2 tRNA genes are annotated in these 499 nt (G+C 45.9%); both read right to left on the bottom strand.

Annotated features, from left to right (window positions below):
* Positions 1 to 147: 147 nt before the first annotated feature.
* Positions 148 to 223 (bottom strand) — tRNA-Ala (locus JFC11_RS18880).
* Between the two features lie 109 nt (positions 224 to 332).
* Positions 333 to 409, bottom strand: a tRNA-Ile gene (locus tag JFC11_RS18875).
* Between the last annotated feature and the right edge of the window lie 90 nt (positions 410 to 499).

Below are 499 nucleotides of genomic sequence, written 5' to 3'. Positions count from 1 at the left end.
TAAACGTTTTAAAAACGTTTATGTCAGCATGATATACATTGTTAAAGAGCGACTGTTCGATGAACAGTGATAAAGCAACGCAATTGCAGCGTTCGACTTATCAATGGTCACAAAATATCAACAAACGGTTGGTAAAATACAATATAATGGTGGAGCCAAGCGGGATCGAACCGCTGACCTCCTGCGTGCAAGGCAGGCGCTCTCCCAGCTGAGCTATGGCCCCATTTTTTGCCGACCTAACCTCTTGCCATTAATTTCTGTGAGATAAGGCAAAATGCAACGACGTATAGCCTGCTATACGAGGAGCATTTTAACGCAGTATCACAGGAATTTGGTGGGTCTGGGCAGACTTGAACTGCCGACCTCACCCTTATCAGGGGTGCGCTCTAACCAACTGAGCTACAGACCCAAGAGGGGATCGTGCTTAAACCGTTTGCTCTATTATCTGATCAGGTAATTCATTGTGAGCGCTTACCGCGAGGATGATGCATCGTTTAAG

This window comes from Vreelandella alkaliphila (assembly GCF_016107625.1).
GTDB classification, from domain to species: domain Bacteria; phylum Pseudomonadota; class Gammaproteobacteria; order Pseudomonadales; family Halomonadaceae; genus Vreelandella; species Vreelandella alkaliphila.
Note: the sequence above shows the minus strand (reverse complement) of the source record. Positions and strands in the feature narration are given on the sequence as shown.